This is a genomic window from Caulobacter sp. GW822-FHT01G02 (genome assembly GCF_058802865.1).
Map to the genome: position 1 here is coordinate 551,316 of NZ_JBXAON010000001.1, position 25,259 is coordinate 576,574.

Sequence of the window (25,259 nt, forward strand, 5' to 3'; positions counted from 1 at the left end):
CCCGCCCCTCGCGGGATGACGCCTACTCCCCCGGCTTGTACGTCTTCACCGCGTGGGCCTTCACGTCCTCCGGATAGAAATAGACGTCGCGCAGGTTGCCCAGGCTGTAGCGCAGGGCCTGGTCGTTGAAGTGCGGGGAGGCGGGGTCGCCGCTCTCACCGCCGGCCGAGACGGCGCGAGCGCGGACCTTGTCGCCGAACTCGACGACCGCCACGAAGCTGTTGCCCAGCGTGCCGTAGTACTTCTTGGTCCCCGGCCAGCGCTTGGCCCCGAACGAGGCCAGAGAGCCCCACTGAGCCGAGGTGAAGGCCACCGGGATGCTGGGCTTCTTGTCATCGAAGGTCTGGACGATCGCGCCGTCGTTGCGCTGGAAGCGGTTGATCTCGCCCCATGGCGTCTTCCACGAGCCGAAGTCGGCGGTCAGGCGATCCGAAGCCTCGGCCAGGGCGGCCAGCTTGTCGGCGGGCGAGAGCTTGTCGGCCATGTAGTCATAGACGTTCATGCCCGCAGCCTTGGCGGCCGGCGCGGCCTTGGCCCACATCGCCTCGCCCCAGAATACGGCCAGCGAGGTCTCGGTCGAGCGCGCCGACCACTTGCAGTCCCAGGCCTTCAGGGCGGCGACCTGTTCGGCGACCTTGGGATCGGGCGCGGCGTCGTAGGCCGCGACCAGCGTCGGGACCAGCCGTGCGAAGGCGGTCAGGTACGGGTCGTAGGCGGCGGTGATCAGGCCGCCGAGGGTGAAGTCCTTGCGGTCCTTCAGCACCAGCGGCGCGTGGATCCCGCGCGGGTTCTCACCGGCCTGGTCCATGTACTTCGGGAAGTCGGCCTTCTTCGGGCTGTAGGGGCCCGCGGCGCCGTAGGGCCAGTTATTGCTGTTGAAGACCCAGCCGTTCTTCGGGTTCAGCACGTGCGGGGCCTTGTCCAGCGGCGTCAGGCCCTTCCAGTCGGTGGCCGGGTCCGAGCCATCCACAGGCTTGGTGTAGTCGAAGCGGTCGTCGCGCACCGGGATGAACTGCGGGTGCAGATAGGCGATCTGGCCCTTGCTGTCGGCGAACAGGGTGTTGTTCGACGAGTTGGCCTTCAGCTCGGCCACCTTCATGAAGCTGGCGTAGTCGGTCGCCTTGGTGCGCAGGAACGACTGCTCCAGCGCGGCCATCGGCTTGTTCATCAGGGCGATGCTGATCCACTTGCCGTCGGCCTCGCGGACGATCGGGCCGTGGTGGGTCTTGAAGACGGTGAAGCGTCTCGTGGCCAACGTCCCGTCGGCGGCGCGGTAGGGGACGGCGATCACCTCGCTCTTCAACGGGCGCAGTTCAGAGCCGTACTTGTAGAAGCGCTGGCCGTTCTTCTCGACGATGGTCTCGGCGAACTCGTCGACCACGTCGACGCCGCTGGAGGTGTGCATCCAGCCGGCCTTGGCGTTGAAGCCCTGGTAGATGAAGAACTGACCCCAGGTCGTGGCGCCATAGGCGTTGAGGCCTTCATCGCTGGCCACCTGCATCTCCGAACGGAAGAAGAAGCTGGTGTGCGGATTGATCAGCAGCAGGGCGTGGCCGCCCAGGGTGTTGGACGGGGCGATGGCGATACCGTTCGAGCCCTTGGGCTCCTTGAACAGCAGGCCCTTTTCGTCGGCCGTCATGGCCAGTTGGCGCTGGCCGTAGAAGGCTTCCAGCTGGGTCAGGGCGACGCGCTCGATGTCGCCGCCGATGCTGCCTTCCGAGAAGCTGAGCGCCATCCACGGCTCGAAATGGGTGATGACCTTCGGCTTCACGTCCGGATGGGTCGCCAGATAGAAGTTCAGCCCGTCGGCCCAGGCGTTCATCAGCGCCTTCAGCCAGGCCGGGCTCTTGGCGTAGTCGGCTTTCAGCACGACGGGATCGATGAACAGCTTCTGGCGCAGATCGGCCCAGATCGCCTTCTCGCCCTCGGCTTCGGCGGTGCGGCCCAGGGCGGTGATGAAGTTGGTCTCGACGCGGTTGAAGTCGTCCTCGGCCTGGGCGTAGGCCATGCCGAACACCGCGTCGGCGTCGGTCTTGCCGTGGATGTGGGCGATGCCCCAATCGTCCCGGATGATCTGGACCTTGGCGGCCCGCGTCTTCAGGCGGGAGAGGTCATCCGCCGCGTGAGCGGGAGCAGCCGCGAGCACGACCGCCAGGGCCAGGACGCTGATGGACAGATTGCGCATGATAGACCCCGAACCGCTCATCCCCACGAAGGCGGGGATCCAAGCCGAGTCCGGAGAACAATTCTAGTGTGGACCGTGGTCCGGGCCCGCTATTGCGGCGGGCAGCCCTTGAATTCGCCGACCTTGCTGACCGAGAGGTTGGAGAGGTCGAGACCTCGCAGAGCCTTCATCGAGCTGGCGCCGACGCCGCTGAACAGGTCGAGCTTGAGACCCTTGATCGCGCCGCCGATGTCGGAGGCGTACCAGTAGCCGTCGTGCCGGCCGCCGTCCGGCATGGGCAGGCCGACGGTTTCCTTGATGAAGATCACGGTGCGGCGCGGGATCACCTTGGGATCGACCGCGACGGTGCGCATGGCCGCGACCTTGCAGCCCAGCGAGTCGAACGCGCGGATGCCCTTGGCCCCGGCGTGGTACATCGTCGCCTTCATCGTGAACTCGACCGAGCCGGGCAGGGCGCCGCCGCTGAGGGCCGAGGTGATCAGGTCGCCGAGCGGGTCTACACGCGTCGCCTGAGCGGGCGCGGAGTCCGCGGGAGCGGCATGAGCGAGGGCGGGAATGGCGAATGCGGAGATGACCGCGGTGGCCAAAATTCCGGCGAGCTTGCGTCGCATCGAGGGGGTCCTCTTATCGGCGTGTCTGTCGGTTGGCGGCTTGGATATTCGGATCACGGACCCGTGACAACCCCGAGAGTCGATACGCCGCAGGCCGCTTTCGCCAAACAGGCGAGAAAGTGACATGGATTCAGACGCTTGAAACGGGGCTGTAAGGGCGCGGATTTTTTGCTTTCGAGAGCCTCACAGATGGAACCGGGCCGGGAGCCAAGCGTCCGCCGCGACTCGACTTTCCGTTCCGAAGAACCGGGACGCGCGGAAACACCGCCGCAATACTGGACGTCTCAGGTCGCTGGCGCGCGCGGCGCTGGCGGACATCGCCTCGGCGCCTTACACCCGGCTAGCCCGGCCTATCTGATCCTCGGAGCCTATCCCTTGCGACTGTCGTCCAGCCTGAAAGTCCTCGTCCTCGCCGCCGCCTTGTCAGCGCCGGCCGCCTCGGCGTTCGCCTGGGGGGCTTCGGGCCACCGCACCGTGGGCGTCGTCGGCGCCGAGAGCTTGCCCGCCGACGTGCCGGCTTTCCTGCGCACCCCGACGGCCATCGCCGCGATTGGCGAATACGCCCGCGAGCCGGACCGCTGGAAGGGCTCGGGTAAGATCCACGACACCGATCGCGACGCCGCCCACTTCCTGGACATCGACGACCAGGGCCGCATGTACGGCGGCCCGATGTTCACGGTGGCGACCCTGCCGCCGACCCGCGCCGACTACGAGAAGGCCCTGCAGGCCGCCGGCGTCGACAGCTGGAAGGCTGGCTACCTGCCGTATGCGATCATCGACGGCTACCAGCAACTGGTGAAGGACTTCACCTACTGGCGCGTGCTGACCGCGGCCGTGAAGCTGGAGAAGGACAAGACCCGCCTGGCCTATTACAAGGCCGATCTGATCCGTCGCGAGGCGCTGCTGCTGCGGGATCTGGGCGTCTGGGCCCACTATGTCGGCGACGGCAGCCAGCCGTTGCATCTGTCGGTTCACTACAACGGCTGGGGCGACTATCCCAACCCCAACGGCTACACCAACGCCCGCTCGACGCACTTCCAGTTCGAAGGCCCGTTGGCCAAGGCGCTGGGCGACGAGACGTCGGTCAAGGCCCTGGTCCCAGCCTACAAGGCCTGCGACTGCTCGATCGAGACCCGCGTGGTCGGCTATCTGACCGACACCTGGAAGCAGACCGAGCCGCTGTACCAGCTGGAAAAGGCCGGGGGCATGGTCGAGACCGATCCACGCGCCAAGGCCTTCGTCCAGGCCCGCATCGCGGCCGGCGCCGCGGCTCTGCGCGACCTGGTGGTCGAGGCCTGGAGCGCCAGCGCCAATGGCGCGATTGGCTATCGTCCCGAGATCAGCGTGGCGGACGTGGCGTCCGGCAAGGCCGATCCCTGGAACGACCTCTACGGCAAGGACTAAAGGATGCTGGCTTTCGGCGCGCTCGTCGCGGGCAAGACCTATATGGACCGCGCCGCCGCCTTCGGCATCGCCGAGAACAGCCTGGGCCAGATCGCGCTGGCCCAGGTCACCAAGCCCGGCAAGCCGCCGTACTTCGACCTGCCCGGTGGGGCGGTGGATGGCGACGAGACAGAGGCGGAGGCGGTGGTCCGCGAGTTCGGCGAGGAGACCGGCCTGGTGGTCGAGGCCGGGGCGCTGGTCGAGACGGTCTCGCAGCTCTTTTTGAAGTCCGATGGCCAGCCGGTGCGAAACTTCGGCGGCGTCTATGTCGTCCAGGTCACCGGTGAGGCGCCGGGCCTGAAGGTCGAGGACGACCACAAGCTGGTCTGGCTGGATCCGCGGGACGCGGTGGTCGCCCTCCGCCACGACGCCCATGCGTGGGCGGTGGCGGCGTGGCTGCGTCGAGGTTAGGGCTGAAGGCTCGTCAGGCGCCGGCGCGCTTGGCGACCCGCAGTTGGGCCGCCTGTTGCTTGGTCAGGGCGTGCTGCAGGTCTTCACGGAAGTCCATCATGCAGGCCCTGGCCGACAGGCCGCTGAAGCCCTTGGCGTCACAGGCGCGGGTTCCGGCGGCATGGGCGCGTCGGGCGAACTCGCGCGCGTCGGCCGGATTCGACAGGGTCAGGTCGCCGACGCGGATGCGGGCGATGGGCGCGGACGACTCGGCGGCGTGGGCGGCGGTCAGGCCGATGATCGGGGTGGCGGCCAGGGCCAGGGCGGCGATGGCGGCGATGCGGTTGACGAGCTTGCTCATGATCTTGTCCCTCAATTCGTGTGGCCGCCCGTGGCGATCCGTTGAATGAGGGTGTAGTCGCCGGCGCTGCGGAACACCCGTTACGACTGCTTCATGACGTCGATTTAAGTCTATGAAACGAAAGTAATAATCAGCGCCTGCGCGTGGCCAGGGTCCAGACCGTCGCCACGACCGACGAGGCCAGGGTCAGCGCGCCGACGACGTCCCAGGCCCCGTCGCCCAGCAGGGCGGCGACCAGGCCGAACAGGCTGAGCGCGGCGATCGCTGCCGGGGCGCGGAACACCTGCCAGAGGGTGTTGTGATGGCCGCTCTTGCTCATCGCGCGGGCTTCCGTTTGGCCAGCCACAGATAGAGACCCGAGCCCAGGATCACGATAGTGGCGATGTCCAGCAGCGCCCAAAGGATCTTCAGCAGGAGGCCGCCATAGTCGCCGAAGTGCAACGGCTGCGACAGCGACAGGGTCTTCACGTACCAGGGCGTCGGGGCGACGGCGGCGAGCTGGCCGGTGCGGGCGTCGATCAGGGCCGGGGTGGTCAGGTGCGCGGTCAGCGGCGTGTCGCCATGGAAGAACACCGCGTAGTGGTGGTCGGTCGAATAGGTCGAGCCGGGGAAGGCGACGAACTGCAGCCGCATGCCGGGCAGGGCGACCTTGGCCCGGTCGACGGCGGCCTGCAGCGAGCTGCGCTGGCCAGGGGGCGTGGGCTTGTCGTAGGCCTGGGTCAACGTCTTGAGGGCGGTGTTCTTCCAGTAGTCGATGATCGGCGTGGCCAGGGTGTTGATCACGCCCGTCGTCCCGACGACCAGCAACCAGGACAGGGTCACCGCGCCCAGCAGGTTGTGGTAGTCCAGCCAGCGTGTGCGCGCCTGCTTGCTGGCCCGCACCGCGCCGAACGGCAGCCGGCGCATGAAAGGCGCGTACAGCACCACGCCCGAGACCAGGGCCACGATCAGCAACAGGCCCATCGCGCCCAGGAACAGCATCCCCGGCAGGCCCAGGAACATGTCGGTGTGCAGCTGGAGCAGGAACTCCATGACCGGATGGCCGGCCACCGACGGAGCGGGCTCGCCGCTGGTCTGGTCGATGGGCTGGAAGCTGTAGACGCCCGCCTTGTCGCCCGGCTTGACGCTGGTGACATTCACGACCGGCCGATCCTCGTCGAAACTCGTGAAGGCCGGAACCTCGCCCGGCTTGCGGGCGAGGGCGGCGTTCAGCACCTGGTCAAGGTTCAGCCGAGGCCCGTCCGGATGAGCCGGGGCCCAGGCCTCGCGCATCAGGACGTGCTCGATCTCGTGCTTGAACACCAGCGGCAGGCCGGTGACGCACAGCATCAGCAGAAAAGCGGTCGAGACCAAGCTCGACCACTTGTGAACCCACGACCAGGCGCGGAGCGTCCGGGCCTTCATGCGGTCTAGAAGTCCGTGGTGAGCGACAGACGCAGGGTGCGCGGGGCGCCCAGCGTCAGGTAGTTGGCGTTCGGATAGCCGCCGACCGCGACCCACTGGTCCTTGTTTCCCAGGTTCTCGACCCGGGCGCGGACCGTCATCGCCTTGCCGCCGGCCTCGAAGGCGTAGCGGACGCCAGCGTCGAAGCGGGTGAACGCGGCCAGGTCGACGGTGTTGGCGCCATTGGCCGGCTGCGAACTGGTGTGGACCATGCGGCCCTCGACGGTCAGGCCGGGGGCGGCCTTGACGTCCCACTCGACGTTCACATTGGCCTGGAAGTCCGGCACGCCGATCGGCGACTTGCCTTCCAGCGCAGCGTCCAGGGCGTGATTGACCTTGGCGTCCAGCCAGGTCGCGCCGCCCAGGACACGCAAGCCGTCGACCGGCTGGCCGTAGACGGTCAGCTCGACGCCCTTGTTCTCCTGTTCGCCGCCGGAAGTGTATTGACGGCTGCTGGCGACGAAGAATGCGTTGGGCTGCTTGACGCGGAACAGCGAGAGCGAGCCACCGAACGCGCCGGCGTCGTACTTGGCGCCGACCTCGGCCTGCTTGCCCCGGAACGGCGAGAGGATATCGCCCGCGTTGGCCACGGCGACGCCGTTGACCTGGGCCGGAGCGACTTGGCCTGGGACCAGGGCCTCGGCGTAGTTGGCGTACAGCGAGACCTGGCTGCTGGGCTTGAACACCGCGGCCAGGGCCGGGGTGGTGGCGTGGCCGTCATAGGCGGCGTTGCGGAGGCCGGTGTTGTAGTCGTAGGAGCGCGTCTCGACGTCCTGGTAGCGCAGGCCGGCGGTCAGCAGCAGCTTGTCGTCCAGGAATGACAGGGTGTCGGCGACGGCGACGCTGCGGTTCTTGGCGCGTTCGGTGACGTTCGGATCCGACTTGCTGCCGCCGACGAAGAAGTTCGGGTTCGGGGCGGCGACATTGACCGGGCGATAGAGATCGCTGGCGAAGCCGGCGAAGTTCGAAAAGGCGTAGGCGTTTTTCGACTTCAGGCTGACCGAGGCGACCGAGGCCACCAGGCTGTGGCCGATCGAACCGGTCTGGAACTTGCCGCGCAGGCCGGCGTCGGCGGAGATGACCTCGTCCTTGCGAACATTGTCGAAACGATAGGCGCTGATCACGCCGTTCGGCTGGGCCGTCGGGTTGGCCAGGACGTTGCTTTCCTTGCCCTTGCGGCCGCCGATCGCGGCCCAGGCGCTGACGGTGTCGGTCAGGTCGAACTCGCCGCGCGCCGCGCCGAACAGCTGGCGCTCGTCGGTATAGGTCCAGGGCTGGGCGAAGTTGCCGCCAGCATCCGGGGCCTTGGGGATCGCCCCAGCCGGGGTGACGGTCGGGCGCGGAGCGTCGATATGGTGGTCCTGGAAGCCGAGGTCGGCCGAGAAGCGGGCGCGGTCGCCGCGACGGTCCAGACCCAGACCCACGACCTTCAGATTGCGCTTCTCGTTGTCGACGGCCGTTTCACCGTCGCGCAGGCCGAGATTCAGGCGCGCGCCATAGGCGTTGTTCTCGCCGAAGCGGCGAGAAACGTCGGCCGAGCCATAGAATTGCGAGCCGCCGTCCCAGCCGGCGGTGACGCGGGTGAGAGGCGCGGTCCCGGCGCGCTTGGGCATCAGGTTGAAGGCGCCGCCGACGCCGCTGCCGCCCGGCGCCGCGCCGTTCAGGAAGGCGTTGGCGCCGCGGAACACGTCCACCCGCTCGACCAGTTCGGCCGCGACGAACTGGCGGGGCAGCACGCCGTAGAGGCCGTTATAGGTCATGTCGTCGGAATAGACCGGGAAACCGCGAACGACGTACAGCTCCTGGAAGTTGCCGAAGCCCTTGGAGACCCGCACGGTCGGGTCGTTCTGCAGGACGTCGGCGATGCTGCGGGCCTGCTGATTGCGGACCAACTCCTCGGTGTAGCTGGTGACGGAGAACGGAGTGTCCAGGGTGTCCAACGCGCCGAGCAGCCCGACCCGGGCGCCGGCCGCCACCTGGCCGCCGGAATAGACGGGCGGCAGGCGCACCTGCGAGCCGGTGATCACCACCGCGTCGACCGTCGTCTCGTCCGCCTGGCGCGCGAGGGCCGGGCTGGCCAGGGCGCCGAGGAGGGCGGACGACAGGAGGAGGGCGAGGCGACGGGACATGATCGATCCTGATATTGCGAGTGCGTCGCAATATCCCCTATCTCGGACCGTGACAACAGCTCGATCCCCATCGCGAGCATCGAGCCGCGACTTCAACGACGCCAGAGCGAGGGACGAGGGGCGAGGGGCGGAGGCTAAGCCGCCACGAAGTCGCGGGCGGCTTTGTGCTCGCTCTGGCGGACGGGCAGGGTGAAGCTGACCGTGGTGCCTTCGCCGGGCTGGGAGTGCATTTCCAGCAGGCCGTCGTGCATGGTGATCAGCGACTTGGTCAGGGCCAGGCCCAGGCCCGTGCCCTGGGTGGTCTTGGAGAACTGGCTCTCGACCTGCTCGAACGGCTTGGCCAGGCGCGCCAGGTCTTCCTTGGCGATGCCGATGCCGGTGTCGGTGACCGACACCTTGACCTTGTCGCCGAACGGATCGCGGCGGAGCTCGGCGCTGACGGTGACGCTGCCGGCGCGCGGCGTGAACTTGATGGCGTTCGACAGCAGGTTCAGCAGCACCTGCTTGACCGCGCGATAGTCGGCCTCGATCTCCGGCAGGTGCGGGAACGCGACGTTCAGCTTCAGGCCGGCGGCCTCGGCGCGGTTGCGGACCAGGCGCACGGCGTCCTCGGCCACGTCCTCCAGGTGCATCGGCTCGAACTTGAGGTTCATCTTGCCGGCCTCGATCTTCGACATGTCGAGGATGTCGTTGATCAGGGCCAGCAGGTGCTGGCCCGACGAGTGGATGTCCTGGCTGTAGCCCTTGTAGCGGGCGTCACCCAGCGCCCCGAACATCTCGTTCATCATGATCTCGGAGAAGCCGTTGATGGCGTTCAGCGGCGTCCGCAGTTCGTGGGACATGTTGGCCAGGAATTCGCTCTTGGCCTTGTTGGCGCTCTCGGCCTTGACCTTCTCGGTCTCGTACTTGCGGGCCAATTCGGCCAGCTGCTCCTGGCTGCGCTCCAGGCCGGTGATGGCGTTCTGCAACTGCTCCTCATTGAGGCGGCGGGCTTCTTCCTGGGTCTTGATGGCCGTGATGTCGGCGGCGGTCATGACCAGGCCGCCTTCGGCCGTGCGGCGCTCGCTGATCTGGATCCAGCGGCCGTCCATCATTTCGGCCTCGCGCACCCCCTTGGCGCCGTCCGGCGCCGGGTAGTCCTGCTTGATGGCCAGGGCCGCGAAGCGGTTGACCTCGGCGCGGGCGGCGCCGGGCTTGAGCAATTTCGGCTCGAGCGAGAAGACGCTGCGGTAGTTGCGGTTGCACATCAGCAGCCGGCCCTGGCGATCCCAGAGGACGAAGGCTTCCGACACGCTCTCGATGGCGTCGCGCAGGCGGTTCTCGGCGGCCTGGGCGCGGGCCTGGGCCAGGCGTTCCTCGGTGACGTCCAGGGCGACACCGATGATACGGACATAGCCGTCGGCGCCGGGCTTGCCGAAGCCCTGGCCGCGGGCGTCGATCCACAGCGAGCGGGCGCCCTGCTCGGTGGCGGGCACGCGGAACGAGACGTCGAAGGCGCCGTACATGGCCGCGTTGGCCAGGGCCTGGCGCACGCGCTCGCGGTGGTCGATAGAAACCCGCTCCAGCAGGTCCTGGCCCGAGACGACGCCGCCGCCGCCCCAGCCGAACATCGCGCCGGTGACGTCGGACAGAAAGACCTGGTCGGCGTTCAGGTCCCATTCCCAGATGCCGCAGCGTGCGGCCTCGACGGCCAGGCGGAAGCGCTGCTCGCTGTCGATGAACTCGCGGTGGGCGAGCTCGGCCTTTCGGCTCTGGATCATCAGCAGCAGCGCGAGCGCGATGCCGACGGCCAGAGGGGCCAGTAGGTTGATCGCGCCTTCCATGACCTGGCGGTCGACATTGGCGACGCTGTGGGTCGGGGCTGCGGCCAGAACCAGCAGGGCGCCCTCGGCCACCGGGCGCACCGCGATATCCAGCGCCGCGCCATCGGCGGCCTGGCCGCGCAGGGCGACGGGGCCGCCGACGACATCGTCGGGCGACAGGGCGAAGGCCTCGCGGAAGGTGGTGGCGCCCTGGGCGGCGCGACCGCGGGCGGCGATCAGCGCGCCGCTGGGCAGGGCCAGGGCTCCGCTGTCGCCCTTCTCGGGTTCGTCGATCAGACGCGAGGCGTCGCCGCTGGCGATCACGAAGGCGCGGGTCTTGTCCAGGGTGGCTGTGGTGGCGACGTAGAGCCGGCCGGTCTCGCCGACCGAACCGGTCCAGGTTGTGCGGCCCGAGGCGGCGGCGGCCTGGGCCGCGCCCTTCCAGTCGGCGCCGTCGTCGCGGCCGGCGACAGAGACGACGCCGGCGGGGCTGACCACGGCGACGGCCGCGGCCTCGCCGCCAGCCGCGCGTAGGGCGGTCTCGGCGGCGTCCATGGTCGCGCCCGGATCGCGCCTGAGCATGTCGGCGGCCGCTGACAGACCAGCGCGCTGAGCGGCGAGGTTGGCCTCGACGCGGCCGGCGATCAGCCCGGCCTTGGCCGACAGCGGCGCGCCGCCCGGCTGGGCCGAGGCCTCCTGCTGCAGGCGCTTGACGCCGAAGGCGGTATAGACGGCCAGCAGCAGCAGGGCCGCCAGGATGGCGATGCGGATGAACCCCTGCGACGGGGCCTGGACGGACTTGGCGCGCACGGCCGCGGGCGCGGTCGGTCCGGCGGACGCCGTCCCCCCGTGTCTCGCTAAGCCCCTGTCCAAACCGCGCGGCTCCCGTCGATCCCCGGAGCGCGCGTCGCGCGCTCCAATCCCAAATCCGAGACCTGTCAGGTACAGACCTCAGGGCGAGTCACTTCGCCGAGATGGTGAATCTACCGTACCGCAAACCGCTCCGTCACCGCCGGAAAGGCGGATTCGGTCCGTATGGGCCCATTGGTCGCAATATAGGGCCGAGCGAATCCCGAAAAGCGGCGTCAGCCAAGCGCCTTGGTCGCCAGTTCCAGCACGTTCTTGGACAGGTCCGGGTGGGCCGCGACCCGCTCCAGCTGTTCGCGCATCAGCTTGCCCAGTTCGGGTTTGTAGCGCCGCCAGTTGCCGAGCGGTTCGACCAGACGCGCGGCCGTCATCGGGTTGAACCCGTCCACCGCCAGGATCTGATCGGCCAGGAAGCGGTAGCCCGCGCCGCTGGGATCATGGAAACGCGCCGGATTGAAGTTGGCGAAGGTCGAGACCAGGGCCCGCAGGCGGTTGGGATTGGTCGGCTCGAAGTCCTTATGCTTCGTCAGGGCGATCACCCGATCAAGAGCGATTTCCGACGGATCCTGAGCCTGCACGGCGAACCACTTGTCGAGCACCAACGGCTCCTTGCGCCAAGCGCCATGGAAATTGGCCAGCGCTATCTCCCTCTGGTCGTCTCCGCTGGCCACCATGGCGTACAGGGCGCCGATCTGATCGGTCATGTTCCCGCCGGCGGTGTAGTGGCCGACCAAGCGCGACAGGTTGTCGGCGGTGGGATCGGCCGACAACATGTTGGCGCAGGCGTTACGCAGGGCGCGGCGACCGGCCGCTTCGGCGCTGACGGAAAACTCGGCGTCGCCTTGCATCTCGCCGTGCAGGCGACGCAGCAGGTCGCCCAGGTGGATGGCGACGCGCGTGCGAAGGGCGTTCCGGGCTTCGTGCAGGGCCGGCGGGTCGGCTGGCTCGGACATCAGGGCCAGGTCCTGTTCGGACGGCAGGGCCAAGAGCAAGGCCTTGAAGGCCGGCTCGGCGGCGTCGTCGACCAGGGCGCGGCCCAGCGCGTCGGCGTAGCGCTCCTCGCCCACCTCGTCGGGGGCCCCGGCCGCGCGGGTCAGGATCAGGTCGCGGGCCAGGGTCTGACCAGCCTCCCAGCGGTTGAAGAGATCCGGGTCGGCGGCGAACAGCACGTAGCTGTCGGGCGCTCGCGCGTCGGTTGAAAGGTTCACCGGGGCCGAGAAGCCGCGCAAGGCCGACAGGACCGGTCTGCTGGGCACGTTCTCCCAGCGGACGGTCAGGGTGTCCTTGTCCAGCAAGACCACCTCGGTGTCGCGCATCGGCTCACCGGCCTCCGACAGCAGGCCGATGGCGATCGGGATCGGCAGGGCCTTCTTGTCGGGCTGGCCCGGCGTTGGCGCGGTCGATTGGGTTAGGTTCAGGGTCAGGGCCTTGGCGGTCTCGTCATAGTTAGTCTCGATCGTCACCGCCGGAGTGCCCGCCTGCTCATACCAGGCGAAGAAGCCCGACAGGTCGCGGCCCGCCGCCTCGGCGAAGCAGGCGATGAAGGCCTCGACCGTGGTCGCCTGACCATCGTGGCGCTGGAAGTAGAGATCGCTGCCCTTCCGGAACGCCTCGGCGCCGAGGATGGTCTTGAGCATGCGGATGATCTCCGAGCCCTTCTCGTAGATCGTCGCGGTGTAGAAGTTGTCGATCTTCATATAGCTGGACGGTCGCACCGGGTGGGCGAGGGGGCCGGCGTCCTCGGCGAACTGGCGCGCGCGCAGAGCCCGGACGGCCTTGATCCGCTCCACCGTCGCGCCACGCTGGTCGGCGCTGAAGCTCTGGTCGCGGAAGACCGTGAAGCCTTCCTTCAGGCACAGCTGGAACCAGTCGCGGCAGGTGATGCGGTTGCCGGTCCAGTTGTGGAAATATTCGTGGGCCACGACCGCCTCGATGCGCTCGTAGTCCAGGTCCGTCGCTGTCTGCGGATCGGCCAGAAGCAGGGAGCTGTTGAAGATGTTCAGCCCCTTGTTCTCCATGGCTCCGAAGTTGAAGTCGCGGACGGCGACGATCATGAACAGGTCGAGGTCGTACTCGCGGCCGAAGGTGTCCTCGTCCCACTTCATCGCCCGCTTGAGGCTGTCCAGGGCATAGGCCGCGCGCGAAGCCTGGCCGGGATCGACGAACACCCGCAACGCCACCTCGCGGCCGCTCATGGTGATGAACTTGTCGGTCAGCACGTCCAGGTGGCCGGCCACCAGGGCGAACAGGTAGCAAGGCTTGGGAAACGGGTCCTCCCACTCGGCGAAGAACCGATTGTCCGCGAGGGCGCCCGAGTCGATCAGATTACCGTTGCTGAGCAGGTGCGTGAACTTGCGATCGGCCTCGATGCGCACGCTGTAGCGGCTCAGGACGTCGGGGCGATCGGGGAAGTAGGTGATGGTGCGGAAGCCCTCGGCCTCGCACTGGGTGCAGAAGCGGCCGCCCGACATGTAGAGGCCCATCAGGGCCTTGTTGGCCTCCGGATCGATCTCGACCTCGGTGGTCAGGACGAACTGGTCGGGCAGGTCCGGGATGGTCAGCTGCTCGGCGTCGACGACATACTGGTTGGCGCTCAGGCTTTGGCCGTCCACGGCCACGGACACCAGTTTCAGCCGCTCGCCGTTCAGCACCAGCGGCTCGTCCTTCGCGCCGGTCCGGCGCACCGCGAGCTCGGCCTTCACCCGGGTCTGGGACGGATGCAGGTCGAAGACCAGCCGGGTCGTCTCGATGGAGAACGGGAACGGACGATAGTCCGCCAGACGGACGGCTTGGGGCGTGTCGGTGCGCATCCGTCCAACTTAGTCGTACCGGACGACCTCCGCGAGAGGACCTTGACGGCCAAGCCCAAATTAATGGTCAGTGCCGGCTTGAGCTTAGGCGGGAGGGGGCTTGGCGATGACGAGCGAAATCACGGGCGGTCAGGCGGGGCTGGAAGTCGGGCGCAAGCGGTTCCTGCATCCGGGACCGCTGCGTTGGCTGCGGGCCCTGGGCTGGATGGTTTTGCTCTTCGTGCTGTTCAGCATCGTCTATGCGGGCGCCCAGATGGTGGCCAACCCGATGTTCAAGAAGGGCGGTCATCTCCTCGAAGTGCTGGAGGTGCTGGCGATCTGCTGCGCGGGTTTTGGCCTCTACGCGGGCGTGGTCAGGCTGGCCGAGGGGCGATGGCCCGAGGAGCTGGACCTGCGCCGGATGCCGGCCGAGCTGGCCATCGGCCTGGTGATCGGAGCGCTGATGCTGAGCGCGGCCGTGGGCGGGCTCTACCTGCTGGGCGTCTATGACATCAGCGGTCCGCGCGCGGCCTCGGCCTGGGCGACCATCGCCATGGCCATCGAGTCCGGCTTCATGGAGGAGCTGATCATGCGCGCCATCCTCCTGCGCCTGCTGATGCGGGCCTTCGGGATCTGGCCGGCGCTGATCGTGCAGGCGGCCCTGTTCGGGGCGTTGCACCTGGCCAACCCCAACGCCACGCCGGTCGCCGCCGCGGCTATCGCCATCGAGGCGGGGCTGATGCTGGCTGGCTTCTATCTGCTGACCGGACGCCTGTGGATGTCGGTCGGCGTTCATGCGGCCTGGAACTTCACCCAAGGCTGGGTGTGGGGCGCGTCGGTGTCGGGCATCCCGGTCACCGAGAGCTGGCTGGTCAGCAAGCCCAAGCCCGGCGCGCCGGAGTTTCTCAGCGGCGGCGCCTTTGGTCCCGAGGCCTCGCTGCCGGCCATGGTCGTCGGCACGTTGGTGGCGATTATCGTGCTGTGGCTGGCCTGGAAGCAGGGAAACTTTAAGGCAAAGCCGGACGCGACTACGTAATAACCGCAAGCTTTTTGTGGTCTTTTCTTGAGCGGCGTCAACGAAACCGACCGTACACAGGCGCAAACCCCTTTCGACACAACGAGGTCGTAAAGGGGATACCGATGACCACCAAACTCTTCCTGGCCCTGACCGTGGCGGCCGGCCTGAGCGCCGCGCCCGCCTTCGCCGCCGAGCCGGTGACGCCGAAAGCCAAGGGCGATATCGTCCTGAACGTTCGGGTGACCGACGTCGCGCCGGACGCGGGCAATCCGATCCTGACCGCCGCTGGCGCCGCCACCGGCCTCAAGGCCGACGTCAAGGACGACATCAAGCCGACGATCGGTCTCAGCTACTTCCTGACCGACAAGCTGGCCATCGAGGTGATCGCCGGCACCACCCAGCACACGGTCAAGGCCGTCGGCCCGGGCACGGACGTCGCGGTCCACAAGACCTGGGTCCTGCCGCCGGTCGTCTCGCTGCAGTATCACCCGCTGCCGGGCGCGCGCTTTAGCCCCTATGTCGGCGCGGGCCTGAACTACATGCTGTTCTACAGCGGCAAGGACAAGAACGGCTTCACGGTCGATCTGGACGACGGCTTCGGCTACGCCCTGCAGGCTGGCGCGGACATCCCGATCAACGCCGCCTACAGCCTGAACCTGGACGTCAAGAAGATCTGGTTCGACACTGACGCCAAGATCAACGGTGGCGCGCTGAAGTCCAAGGTCAAGCTTGACCCGCTGGTGTTCTCGGTCGGCTTCGGTCGGCGCTTCTAACTAGTCCGAGCTAGGTCCGGCGGCGGGCGCTTCCTGCAGGTAGCGCTCGATCGCCGCGATCTTATGGGCCAGGCCCGTCAGGGCCGGCGGCGCGTCCTCGGGATTGTCGGCCACCAGGGTCAGCAGTTCCCGGGCGATCGCATGCAGGCGCGGGGCGCTGGCGATCAGCCGGGCCTGATATTCCATCTTGTGTGGGTCGCGGTCGTACTCCGCGCCCGGGGTGCGCCAGCCGCCCCAGTCCTGGGCGTCGGTGACCACGACCGGATAGGTGCCCGGATAGGGATGGTGGGCGCAGTCGCCCTCCTGCTGCCATTTGTTGCGGGCCCGCAGCACCCGCCAGTTGGAGTCGAGGCCGCCATCCTGCGGATCGACCTTGTCCTCGGCCTTCAGTTCGTGGGCCTGGAACTCGCGGTTCAGCCCGACGTCGTAGGTGACCCGCACGGGCTCGTCGAAGCCCTTGGCCCAGATGGGCACGATCCTGTCGACCGTGGCCCAGCAGCCGACGCTCTCGACCCACACCCTCTGGTTCTTCTGGAAGACGGTCTTGGCCATGCCGTTGAGTAACGTCCGAATGCGCTGACAGACGCGCATAAGAACCTGAAATTCTTGACGCCGGGTCAATCTTTCCCTTCGCGTGAACGTCGTTCAGTGTGACTCCCGCGACCCGCCGAAGAGCGCGGTCCAGGGAGGCTCCAAGTGGATTTCGACTATTCCGACGACCAGAAGTTCCTGAAGGACGAGGCGCGCAAGTTCCTCGCCGGCAATTGCGACGTCGCCGTCGTGCGCGGCGTGCTGGACAATGCCGACCGTTCGTTCGACGAGAAACTCTGGAAAGGCGTGGCCGAGCAGGGCTGGCTGGGCGCCGCGATCCCCGAGGAGCACGGGGGGCTGGGCCTGGGTCGCATCGAGCTGTGCGCCATCGCCGAGGAGCTGGGCCGCGCCATCGCGCCGATCCCGTTCGCCTCCACCGTCTACATCCTGGCCGAAGGGATCATGGCCCACGGCGCGGACGGCCAGAAGGCCGCGATCCTGCCGCGCATCGCCGCCGGAGAGATGATCGGCTGCCTGGCGACCTCCGAAGGTCCGGGCGTCGTGGGTCCGAACACACTGCAGTGCCGGGTCGAGGGCGGCAAGCTCTCGGGGACCAAGATCCCGGTCACCGACGGCGACGTCGCCGACACCGCCCTGGTCCTGGCCAGCGAAGGCGGCCGCCCGGGCCTCTACCTGGTCGATCTGAAGCAGGCGGGCGTGAAGCGCGAGACCCTGAAGAGCCTCGATCCCACGCGCGGCGTGGCCAAGATCGTGTTCGACGGCGCGGTCGCCGAGCGGGTGGGGGAGGCCGGCGCGGGTTTCGACATCGTCCAGGCGATCCTCGATCGCGCCGCCGTGCTGCTGGCCTTCGAACAGCTGGGCGGCGCCGACCGGTGTCTTGAGATGGCCAAGGAGTACGCCCTGGGCCGCTACGCGTTCGGCCGCGTGATCGCCGGCTACCAGGCGATCAAGCACAAGCTGGCCGACATGTACGTCAAGAACGAGGTCGCCCGCTCCAACGCCTATTACGGCGCCTGGGCCCTGAACGACGACGCTCCCGAGCTGCCGATCGCGGCCTCGGCCGCCCGCATCGCCGCCTCGGAAGCCTTCTGGTTCGCCAGCAAGGAAAACATCCAGGTCCATGGCGGCATGGGCTTCACCTGGGACGTCGACTGCCACCTCTACTACCGTCGCTCGCGGCAGCTGAGCCTGGTGGCGGGCGCGCCGAAGCTCTGGAAAGAGCGGCTGGTGAGCGAACTCGAAAAGAAGAACGCGGCGTAAGGCGAGGAAACGACCATGGATTTCAACGATTCCCCCGAGGAAGCCGCCTACCGCGAAAAGGCTCGCGCCTGGCTGGCCGAAAACGCCGCCGCGCACCGCGCCAAGTTCGGCGAACTCAAGCCCAACACGCCCGAGCACATGGCCGCCGCCAAGGACTGGCAGGCCACCAAGGCCGCCGCCGGCTATGCCTGCATCACCTGGCCCGCGGCCATCGGCGGGGGCGGCGGCACGCCGATCCAGTCGGTGATCTTCGGCCAGGAAGAGGGCAAGGCGGGCCTGGGCTACGGCTACTTCACCATCGGCCTGGGCATGTGCGTGCCCACGGTCATGGCCTTCGCCGACAGCGACACCAAGAAACGCTTCGTCTCGCCGGCCGTGAAGGGCGAGGAGATCTGGTGCCAGCTGTTCTCCGAACCGGCCGGCGGCTCCGACGTGGCGGCCCTGCGCACCCGCGCCGTCAAGGACGGCGATGAGTGGGTGATCAACGGCCAAAAGGTCTGGACCACCGGCGCCCACTATTGCGACTACGGCATCCTCTTGACCCGGACCGACCCCGATGTGCCCAAGCACAAGGGCCTGACCATGTTCTGGATCGACATGAAGGACGCCGCCGTCGAGTGCCGGCCGATCCATCAGATGTCGGGCGGGCGCGAGTTCAACGAGGTCTATTTCACCGACCTGCGCGTCAAGGACAGCCAGCGCCTGGGCGAGGTCGGCGACGGCTGGAAGGTGGCCCTGGTCACCCTGATGAACGAGCGCCTGGCCGTCGGCGGCTCGGCCGGCCCGAACTATCGCGAGGTCATGAAGCTGGCTCAGGATATTGCCGGCCCCACCGGTCCGGCGATCAAGGACCAGGCGTTCCGCGAAAAGCTGGCCGACTGGTACGTCCAGTCCGAGGGGCTGAAGTTCACCCGCTTCCGCACCATGACCGCCCTGTCGCGCGGCCAGACGCCGGGGCCGGAAAGCTCGATCGGCAAGATCATCTCGGCCAACCAGCTGCAGGAGATGGCCAATACCGCCGTCGAGATGGAGGACCAGTACGGGATCCTCGTTGATCCCGACCAGGCTCCAGCCGAAGCGGCGTTCCAGCAGAGCCTGATGTGGGCTCCGGGCCTGCGCATCGCCGGCGGCACCGACGAGATTCTCAAGAACATCATCGCCGAACGGGTGCTGGGCCTGCCCGGCGACGTGCGCGTCGACAAGGACGTAGCGTTCAAGGACATGCCGACCGGACGCTGATTTCGTCGAATCTTCGTCTTCCGTCGATACGCAGAAGCCGGCAGCTGACGAGGTTAGCTGTCGGCTTTTCGATGTTTGGAAGATGTTCCGTGCGCGGTGAAGTCGCGCGAAATCCGGGAAATTCGCCTGCCGGGCGAACCCGGACTGTCGTGACAAAGTCTTCATTGCTGGATGGGTTGAGCTGAGCTTGACAGTCATCACTCCCGGGCACATGAGAGATCGTTGTTTTATGGTTAACGGGCTGGGCTGAAGGGGGATTCATGCGCGAGGCCGGCGACGCACTTGCGCGCCTTCGGATGCTCCGTGGAGCGGCCGAGCGCGCGTTCGCCAGCCGCTCCGCCCTGCTGCGTCGCGCCCCGGTGGGCGCGATCGTGGCGGCGGTGGTGATCCCGCTGGTGGGCTGCGACACGGGCCCCAGCTTCTGGTTCCACAAGCGCGCCAGCGCGTGCCCTCGTCCGCAGGCGGCGCAGGGGGTCTCGGGCCAGTTCAATCAGCAGCAGCAAGAGATTCGCGCCCTGCGACAGGGCGGCTTCCGCGGCGACTTCTTCGCCCAGCTGGAGCTGGCCCGCCGCTACGAGGGCCAGCGCGCGGTCGACAAGAACCTCGAGGATCCGGTCGAGGCGGCCGTCTGGTACGCCATGGCCCTGTCCAACGACGGCGGCTACGCGCCGATCTCGTCCTATGAGCGCCGGGGCTCCGAATCGAAGGCCGTGTCGCGCTTCGACGACTGCCGCGCGTTCGAGCGCCGCAGCGCCTATTTCGCCCTCGACCGCCTGCTGTCGCGCATGTCGACCGAGGAGCGCGAGAAGGTCCGTAACCGGGTGATCTACGTGCTCTCGGCCCAGGGCGCCGGCGGGTTCCGAACCCTGGCGCGGATCCACGACGCCTATTTCGGCCCGTTCGGCGAGCCGTCCGACAATCTCCAGGCCATCCAGGCCTACGGCAAGCCCAGCCAGCCTGGCGCGCCGGCCGCCCTGGACCTGTTCCGTCGCAACGATGTCGACGCCTATCTCTACAACTACCTGGCGGTGCAGACCGGCGACGTGTCGGCCTATGTCATGCTCAAGGACTTCGAGCGCAGCTCGCCGCAGCGGGCCTCGTACGGCTCGTTCGTAGAGACCAAGGCCAAGCGCTGGATCCCGCCCTACGAGTTCTATCCGCCGGAATCGCCCGACTCGGGCGTGCCGCACTCCGACGAGTCCGACCTGTCGGGCGAGGCGCGCGAGGCGGCGCTGAGCCGGATCAACGAACTGCCCTTCGTCCACGTGGCCGAGGCGCTGTCGTACCTGCGGGTGATCCCGTCGGCGGTGCTCGACGAGAAGCTGCTCAGCGTCAACGACGCCCAGACCCTGGAATCGATGCTGGGCCGGCCGGCCAACGGCCGCCTGTCCTCGATCGAAAAGGTGCGAGCGATCCAGTATGCCGCTGTCAACGGCTCGTCCAAGGCCCAGTTGGTGCTGGCGGTGATGTACTCCGAAGGCGTCGGCGTCCCGCGCGACTACGCCCGGGCCTATCACTGGTACGAGGAAGCCGAGCGCCAGGGCTCGGCCGAGGCCAAGTACGCCATGTCGACCTTCTTCTCCCTGGGCCTGCAGGGCGTGGCCGACCAGGATCGCGCCAAGGCGGTGGTCTACCAGATCGACGGAGCCCTCTCGGGCTTCAAGCCGTCGGCCTATCGGCTGCAGCAGCTGCTGGCCCAGGTCTCGCGTCCGCCCCGGCCTGCGGCCGATCGCGGCCGTCCGTACAGCGAAAGGGACTTCTAGATGCGCAGCCTCAGCCGCCTGCTGGCGCTTTGGGCCGCCTTGATCCTCGGCGTCGCGGCCGCCGCGCCCGAGATCGCGATCGCCTCGCCGGACGCCAAGATCGACCAGCAGATCCGCCCGTGCTTCGGCCTGCTGATCCAGCCGAACCTCTCGCAGGGCTGCAAGGTGCGCTACGCCAAGCCGCGTCCCTGCGCCCGCGGCTACTACCGCTCGCGTGGCCGCTGCGTGGCGGGCGGCGGCTATGGTCCCGGCTATGGCGGCTACGCGCCGCGCGAGATCAACTGCGACTACGCCTATCCCGGCCAGGTCTCGCAGACCCTGGCGCGGCTCTATGACGGCGACACCCTGACCCTGACCTCGACCAATGGCGGGGCCTGCGTCGACTCGCTGAACATCACCCAGTCGGTCAGCATCGTCGTGCGCAACTACTCGCCCGGCCTGGATCGCCCGATCCTGGTGGCCCCGGCCGGCCAGCCCTGCATCCGCATCCAGCCGGGCGTGCAATATGTCGTGCTGGAAGGCCTGGGCATCGAGGCCTCGCGCGCGGGTTCGTCCTCGTGCATCACCGGCCGCGCCACCGAGATCGCTTTGAAGAACGTCACGGTTCGCTATGACGGCGACGCCTCGGCCTTCGACGTGGGCGACAGCCGCATCGAGATGGCCGGCGTGGCCTTCATCGGCCGCACGCGCTCCGCCGTGGTCAAGGCCACCGGCACGATCATGGCCCAGGACGTGGAGATCGCCGCCGCCGCCATCGGCGGGGCCTTCGAGACCTCGGGCGACAGCCGCCTGCGCGACATCCGCATAGTCCGCCTGGGCGACTGGACCGGCTCCTCGCGCACCCGCAACTCGGCCGGCTTCGTGCTCAGCGGCATGAACCGCCAGCAACTGGTGACCATCGACGGCCTGTATGTCGATGGCTTCTCGCGCGGCGTCTATATCGGCGGCGGCGACGAGACGACCCTGCTGCGCCCCGTGGTCCGCGACAGCGACTGGGCCGTGACGGTCGAGAACGCCAATCTGCGCCTGAACGAGGGCGAGCTGGAGGCGACCGATGTCGGCCTCTACGTCGCCTCGGGCGTGGTCTACGCCGCCAACAACAAGATCGTCGGAGTCATGCGCTCGGGCATCTATGCCGACGCCGGCGGCCAGATCCGCGCGGTCGATAACCGTATCTACGCCCGCCCCGAGGGGTGCAAGGCGCTGGTCAGCGGCTTCTTCGACGGCGAGCTGACCTGCCGCCCGTGGTTCGAGGCGCCGGAGCTCTATCGCACCCAGCGCGACCGCGCCCGTCTCGACTACGAAACCTACTGGCCAGCCCCATCGATCGGTCCCGCGCCGCTGGCCATGAGTTCGGGTCCCGCCGACCTCGCCAACGACGCCGCCGCGACGGGCCTGGCGGGCGCGCCGCCGCCTCGGTCCCTGGCGCCGCAACAAGGGGGAGCCCCCAAATGAGCAAGCTGGCCCATGGTCTGGTCGCCGCCGCCGTCGCGGCCTCGACCCTGATCTCGACGCAGGCCTTCGCCCAGCAGAGCGGCGGCGGCTACGCGCCGACCTACGCCGCGCCGCAGGGACAGCCGCAAGGCTACGCGCCCCAAGGCTACTCGCCCAGGCGCCACGACATCTGCGGCGCGCCGATCACCGGCCAGGCGCCGGATATCATGACCTATGACAGCGCCACCGGCACCCAGGTGTTCGTCGGCGGCCAACGCGGCGGTGGCACGGACGTGGCCGCCTACAACGCCCAGACCGGCTCGGCCGCGGGGCTGTCGGGCGACCTCAGCCGGCCGGGCCTGGTGTCGTCCTGCGCGGTCGACGGCCTGACCGGCGAGTCCTACGGCGTTACCTCCGAGCGTCCGGGCCAGGTGACCCTCAGCGGCCGCGACGACCGCGGCGAGCGTTACCAGTTCACCCGCGCCGACGGCCGGACCGACGTCTGGGATCCGCGCTACGAGAACTACTGCTTCCGGTCGGGCACGGGCCTGTTCGGTCCGCCCAGCGCCGGCGGGCGTCGATGCTGAGGCCCGCGGCCCTGCTGATCCTGGCCGCGCTGACCGTGGCGGCCTGCGCGGACGGGCGTCCATACGCGCCGTACTACCCGCCGTCCGGCCCGCCGCCGCCCTCGGCCCCGAACCGGCACGAGGTCACGCCGCCCCCGCCGCCGATCGAGGTGGTCCGGCCGAAGGTCCCGTAGCCTCTACGGTGCGATCGTCTTGATGAAGGTCGGCGCCTTGCGATGGTGCGTCGCCTGCTCGTACGCGTAGCCCAGGCCCAGCAGCAGCTTCTCGCTCCAGGCCGGGCCGATGAACGAGAGGCCGACCGGCAGGCCGGTGACGGCGCCCATCGGCACGGTCAGGTGCGGATAGCCAGCCACGGCGGGCAGGGTGGTCGACGAGCCGCCATAGTTGTCGCCGTTCAGCGGATCGATGGTCCAGGCCGGGCCGGTGGTCGGGGCGACGATCGCCACCGCGCCGGTGTCCTTGAGAATCTTGTCGATACCCTCGGGGCCGGCCAGGCGCTTCGAATCCGCCAGGGCCTTCAGGTAGTCGGGATCGGAGAGGCCCTTGGTCTTCTCGGCCCGCTCGAAGCTCTCCTGGCCGAACCATTCGAACTCCTTGGGCGTCGCCTTGTTGAAGGCGATCAGGTCGGCCAGCGTGCGGCTGGGGACCTTCTTCGGATCGGTCGAGGAGAGATAGGCGGCCATGTCGGCCTTCAGCTCGGTGTAGAGCACCACGCCCTCGGCCTTGCCGATCGGGCCTTCATCGAAGTCCTTCACATCGACCAGGATCGCGCCCTGGTCCCGCAGGTCCTTCAGCGCCGCCTCGAACACGGCGTCGGTGTTGGGCGAATAGCCCGTGTAGAACCGGGCCACGGCCAGCTTGACGCCCTTCAGCGCGTCCTTGGAGAGGCCGGCCGCATAGTCGGTCTTGCGGGCGTCGGCCTCTCTGGTCGCGGGATCGGCGGGGTCGCCGCCGGCGATGATGGTCAGCACCTTGGCGGCGTCCTCGACCGTGGCGGTCATCGGGCCGGCGGTGTCCTGGCTGTGGCTGATCGGCACGATATGGGTGCGCGATACCAGGCCCACGGTCGGCTTGAGGCCCACCAGGCCGTTGATCGCGGCCGGGCAGGTGATCGAGCCGTCGGTTTCGGTGCCGATGGCCAGGGGCGCCAGGCCCGCCGCCACCGCCGCGGCCGAGCCGCTGGACGAGCCGCAGGCGCTGCGGTCCAGGACGTACGGATTGCGCACCGTGCCGCCCACCGCGCTCCAGCCGCTGATCGACTTGCCCGAGCGGATATTGGCCCATTCCGACAGGTTGGCCTTGCCCAGCATGACCAGGCCCGCGTCGCGCAGGCGCTTGGCGATCGGCGCGTCGCGGCCAGTGATGTTGTCCTTCAGCGCCAGTGAGCCGGCCGTGGTGGGCAGCGGATCGGCGCTCTCGATATTGTCCTTCAGCAGGATCGGCGCGCCGTGCAGGGGCGAGCGGACCTTGCCGGCCTTGCGCTCGGCGTCGAGAGCCTTGGCGTCGGAAAGGGCGTTTGGGTTGGTGGCGATCACCGCGTGCAGGACGGGGTTCTTGTCCTTGATGACCGCGAGATAGGCCTTGGTCGCCTGTTCGGCGGTCTGGGCTTGCGCGGTCCCGGCGAGCAGGGCGAGGGCGGCGGCGCCGGCCAAATATGCGGAAGGCAGGCAGGCGAACTTGGTCATGGACGTTTCCCCGAATTCGAGCCGGGACCGTGGCCCGAAACCTCGCCCTTCGACAAGCTCAGGATGAGGTTTCCATCGAGCGGCTCAAAAGTAGCCCTCGCCCTGAGCCTGTCGAAGGGCGGGGGCGGTTGTTCAGGCGAAGACCGCTACGTTCTGGCGCGCCAGGACCAGCGGGAGGCCATTCCGGTCCCAAAGGTGCATCTCCTGGGTCGAATAGCCTTCGCCGACGGTCTCGGCCTTGGTGCGCAACAGGCGCCAGCCGTCGTCGTCCTCGGCGGGAAGGCCCACCACGTCCATGGCCCAGGTCATGGTCGAGATCGGGGCGAACTGAGTGAACAGCGCCATGGCCGGGGGCGGCGGCATGTCGGCCAGGGCGATCAGGGCCGACAGCGAGCGGGCCGCTGGGTCGCGGTGACGGATCCACAGCAGGTATTCGGGGGCCCCGCCGGCCAGCGGTCGCGTGCCGCCCGCCTTGCGCACCTCGAACTGGGCCGAGAAATGCGGCGCGCCCTGGCGGCTCTCCGGAAAGAAGGATTCGCAGGCCTCGGGCGCCGCGACGTCAGGGGCGGGGACCTCGCTGTGCGACAGCGTCGAGGCCCGCGCCGCGCCGAAGGTCAGGACCCCGTGGGTGGCTACGCCCTGCTCGCCGACCAGGTCGACGGCGACGAACAGGGTCGACTTGCCCTGGCGCAGCGGCTTGACCTGGATGGCCAGTTCTCCAGACGCGGGGCCGACGAAGGCGAACTGGGCCGAGCGTAGGGGCGGGGCCTCCGGGAAGGTCCGCAGCGCCGCTTCGACGCAGAGCGCCGCCGACAGCCCGCCATAGGTGGTCCGGCCCTGCTTCCAGTCGTCGGTGACGAAGGCGGAAAAGCCGGACTCGGTGGCGGCGACGGCGGCGATCAGGTCGGTGTAGAGCGTCATGCGAAAG

At 68.3% G+C, this 25,259-nt stretch carries 20 protein-coding genes and 1 pseudogene; 10 read left to right on the forward strand and 11 right to left on the reverse strand.

The features are described from left to right. Positions 1 to 22 precede the first annotated feature (22 nt). Positions 23 to 2,185: an acylase gene (locus AC1RNC_RS02455; protein WP_492883430.1), complete on the reverse strand. Its 2,163-nt coding sequence runs from the start codon at positions 2,183 to 2,185 to the stop codon at positions 23 to 25. Positions 2,186 to 2,274: 89 nt separating this feature from the next. Continuing rightward, the gene (locus AC1RNC_RS02460) at positions 2,275 to 2,796 is read right to left on the reverse strand and encodes a 3D domain-containing protein (RefSeq protein WP_492883432.1); all 522 of its coding nucleotides are present in this window, start codon (positions 2,794 to 2,796) and stop codon (positions 2,275 to 2,277) included. 375 nt (positions 2,797 to 3,171) lie between these two features. Between AC1RNC_RS02460 and AC1RNC_RS02465 the strand changes: the two genes are divergently transcribed. Continuing rightward, on the forward strand, positions 3,172 to 4,200 hold the full coding sequence (locus AC1RNC_RS02465; protein WP_492883434.1) for a phospholipase C/P1 nuclease family protein: 1,029 nt from the start codon (positions 3,172 to 3,174) through the stop codon (positions 4,198 to 4,200). A gap of 3 nt (positions 4,201 to 4,203) precedes the next feature. After that, entirely contained in the window at positions 4,204 to 4,650 is a 447-nt protein-coding gene (locus AC1RNC_RS02470; RefSeq protein WP_492883436.1) for an NUDIX domain-containing protein, read from the forward strand. 13 nt (positions 4,651 to 4,663) lie between these two features. Here the strand turns inward: AC1RNC_RS02470 and AC1RNC_RS02475 are convergent, their stop codons facing one another. The 6 genes from AC1RNC_RS02475 to pepN form a co-directional block, all read right to left on the reverse strand. After that, positions 4,664 to 4,990 carry a UrcA family protein gene (locus AC1RNC_RS02475; protein WP_492883438.1) on the reverse strand — a complete coding sequence of 109 codons (327 nt, stop codon included), beginning with the start codon at positions 4,988 to 4,990 and terminating at the stop codon, positions 4,664 to 4,666. 130 nt (positions 4,991 to 5,120) lie between these two features. Next, entirely contained in the window at positions 5,121 to 5,336 is a 216-nt protein-coding gene (locus tag AC1RNC_RS02480) for a hypothetical protein (RefSeq protein ID WP_492883440.1), read from the reverse strand. Beyond that, on the reverse strand, positions 5,306 to 6,490 hold the full coding sequence (locus tag AC1RNC_RS02485; protein ID WP_492883442.1) for a PepSY-associated TM helix domain-containing protein: 1,185 nt from the start codon (positions 6,488 to 6,490) through the stop codon (positions 5,306 to 5,308). Before AC1RNC_RS02485 ends, AC1RNC_RS02480 begins: the two co-directional genes overlap by 31 nt. After that, complete coding sequence (locus AC1RNC_RS02490) at positions 6,400 to 8,562, reverse strand: TonB-dependent receptor (RefSeq protein WP_492883444.1); 2,163 nt, start codon at positions 8,560 to 8,562, stop codon at positions 6,400 to 6,402. The genes AC1RNC_RS02485 and AC1RNC_RS02490 overlap by 91 nt, the downstream gene beginning before the upstream one ends. A gap of 134 nt (positions 8,563 to 8,696) precedes the next feature. Further along, a complete protein-coding gene (gene pleC, locus AC1RNC_RS02495) occupies positions 8,697 to 11,237 on the reverse strand; it encodes a cell cycle histidine kinase PleC (protein WP_492883446.1) in 2,541 nt (846 codons plus the stop codon). A gap of 212 nt (positions 11,238 to 11,449) precedes the next feature. Then, positions 11,450 to 14,041, reverse strand: coding sequence for an aminopeptidase N (gene pepN, locus AC1RNC_RS02500; protein ID WP_492883448.1), 2,592 nt, complete (start codon positions 14,039 to 14,041; stop codon positions 11,450 to 11,452). Between the two features lie 106 nt (positions 14,042 to 14,147). Between pepN and AC1RNC_RS02505 the strand changes: the two genes are divergently transcribed. Together AC1RNC_RS02505 and AC1RNC_RS02510 are read left to right on the forward strand one after the other, a co-directional pair. Further along, positions 14,148 to 15,056 carry a CPBP family intramembrane glutamic endopeptidase gene (locus AC1RNC_RS02505; protein ID WP_492883450.1) on the forward strand — a complete coding sequence of 303 codons (909 nt, stop codon included), beginning with the start codon at positions 14,148 to 14,150 and terminating at the stop codon, positions 15,054 to 15,056. A gap of 104 nt (positions 15,057 to 15,160) precedes the next feature. Further along, positions 15,161 to 15,811, forward strand: coding sequence for an OmpW/AlkL family protein (locus tag AC1RNC_RS02510; protein ID WP_492834917.1), 651 nt, complete (start codon positions 15,161 to 15,163; stop codon positions 15,809 to 15,811). Here the strand turns inward: AC1RNC_RS02510 and AC1RNC_RS02515 are convergent, their stop codons facing one another. Then, positions 15,812 to 16,363: a hypothetical protein gene (locus AC1RNC_RS02515; RefSeq protein WP_492883452.1), complete on the reverse strand. Its 552-nt coding sequence runs from the start codon at positions 16,361 to 16,363 to the stop codon at positions 15,812 to 15,814. A 144-nt stretch (positions 16,364 to 16,507) separates the two neighbouring features. Here AC1RNC_RS02515 and AC1RNC_RS02520 point away from each other — a divergent pair, with 144 nt between their 5' ends. The 6 genes and pseudogenes from AC1RNC_RS02520 (at position 16,508) to AC1RNC_RS02545 (ending at position 22,819) form a co-directional block, all read left to right on the forward strand. Continuing rightward, positions 16,508 to 17,623, forward strand: a complete 1,116-nt coding sequence (locus AC1RNC_RS02520) for an acyl-CoA dehydrogenase family protein (RefSeq protein WP_492883454.1) — start codon at positions 16,508 to 16,510, stop codon at positions 17,621 to 17,623. A gap of 15 nt (positions 17,624 to 17,638) precedes the next feature. Beyond that, positions 17,639 to 18,862, forward strand: a complete 1,224-nt coding sequence (locus AC1RNC_RS02525) for an acyl-CoA dehydrogenase family protein (RefSeq protein ID WP_492883456.1) — start codon at positions 17,639 to 17,641, stop codon at positions 18,860 to 18,862. Between the two features lie 260 nt (positions 18,863 to 19,122). Then, positions 19,123 to 20,756: pseudogene (locus tag AC1RNC_RS02530) on the forward strand (tetratricopeptide repeat protein); the annotation flags it as partial. Beyond that, the gene (locus tag AC1RNC_RS02535) at positions 20,665 to 22,080 is read left to right on the forward strand and encodes a hypothetical protein (RefSeq protein WP_492883457.1); all 1,416 of its coding nucleotides are present in this window, start codon (positions 20,665 to 20,667) and stop codon (positions 22,078 to 22,080) included. The pseudogene AC1RNC_RS02530 and the gene AC1RNC_RS02535, both read left to right, overlap by 92 nt. Next, positions 22,077 to 22,646: a hypothetical protein gene (locus tag AC1RNC_RS02540; RefSeq protein ID WP_492883459.1), complete on the forward strand. Its 570-nt coding sequence runs from the start codon at positions 22,077 to 22,079 to the stop codon at positions 22,644 to 22,646. Before AC1RNC_RS02535 ends, AC1RNC_RS02540 begins: the two co-directional genes overlap by 4 nt. Then, complete coding sequence (locus tag AC1RNC_RS02545; protein WP_492883461.1) at positions 22,640 to 22,819, forward strand: hypothetical protein; 180 nt, start codon at positions 22,640 to 22,642, stop codon at positions 22,817 to 22,819. Before AC1RNC_RS02540 ends, AC1RNC_RS02545 begins: the two co-directional genes overlap by 7 nt. Before the next feature lie 3 nt (positions 22,820 to 22,822). Here AC1RNC_RS02545 and AC1RNC_RS02550 read toward each other — a convergent pair whose 3' ends face one another. Next, a complete protein-coding gene (locus AC1RNC_RS02550; protein ID WP_492883462.1) occupies positions 22,823 to 24,331 on the reverse strand; it encodes an amidase in 1,509 nt (502 codons plus the stop codon). Positions 24,332 to 24,463: 132 nt separating this feature from the next. Beyond that, entirely contained in the window at positions 24,464 to 25,252 is a 789-nt protein-coding gene (locus AC1RNC_RS02555) for a thioesterase family protein (protein ID WP_492883464.1), read from the reverse strand. Positions 25,253 to 25,259: the final 7 nt, after the last annotated feature.